This window comes from Tsuneonella flava (assembly GCF_002870965.1).
GTDB classification, from domain to species: Bacteria; Pseudomonadota; Alphaproteobacteria; order Sphingomonadales; family Sphingomonadaceae; genus Tsuneonella; species Tsuneonella flava.
In genome coordinates this window covers 1-808 of the sequence record NZ_PHSO01000024.1, presented here as the reverse complement: position 1 = coordinate 808, position 808 = coordinate 1, and the positions used below count along the sequence as shown (strand labels likewise).

Annotated in this window: 1 protein-coding gene and 1 pseudogene; both read left to right on the top strand. The window is 66.5% G+C overall.

Going from position 1 to position 808, the window contains the following annotated elements:
* Positions 1–573 (top strand): P-type conjugative transfer protein TrbG (gene trbG / locus CV013_RS15410; protein ID WP_102156586.1); only part of this gene is annotated, 573 nt, incomplete at its 5' end.
* Positions 570–808 (top strand): annotated as a pseudogene (locus CV013_RS15770) (TrbI/VirB10 family protein); the annotation flags it as partial. The gene trbG and the pseudogene CV013_RS15770, both read left to right, overlap by 4 nt.

The following is an 808-nucleotide window of genomic DNA, read 5'->3' as shown; positions in this document are numbered from 1 at the left end:
GATACCGTGCGCTGGGTCATCGGCGATACTTCGAGCGGGGCTGGCGAGACCGCGCGGGCGCACATATTGGTCAAGCCCTTCGCGCCGGGGCTCAAAACCAACATGGTCATCACCACCGACCGGCGCGCCTATCATCTGGCGCTCGAAAGCACCGACAAGACCGCGATGGCGGCGATCAGCTGGACTTACCCGCAGGATCGCCTGCTCGCCTTGCAGCGGCAAAACGAACGTGCCCAGGAGGCGCGGCCGGTGGCGGACAATGTCGCGCTCACCAATCTGCGCTTCCGCTATGCCATTACCGGCGACAATCCACCCTGGCGCCCCGTCCGGGCATGGGACGATGGCAACAAAGTCTATATCGAGTTTCCGGGCCGGCTCGATCAGGGCGAGGCGCCGCCCCTGTTCGTGGTCGGGCCGCTTGGGCAAAGCCAGCTGGTCAACTACCGTGTCAGCGGCAATCACTATATCGTCGATCGCCTCTTTGGCGCCGCTGAGCTGCGGCTTGGCGAAGACCCGCAGGCTGTCGTGCGCATTTCCCGCACCGATGCGGCGCAGGGGAGGGCACGCCCATGAGCGGCCCCGACAAGGATGACGCTGGCGCGGATCCGCGTGCTCCCGGCGAATCTACAGCGCTGCCGCCTGAACCGTCCAAGCAGAATGCGGAAAAGCTCGTCCTGCGCGCCGCACCCCGGCGCGTCGTCCGGTTCCGGCGCGGTGTGATCATCGGGGGAGCCGCTTGCGCCTCGCTCGCCATCTCCGGTGTCGCCTGGATGGCTTTGGGGCCAAAGACGTTGCAGGTGGTCGCCAC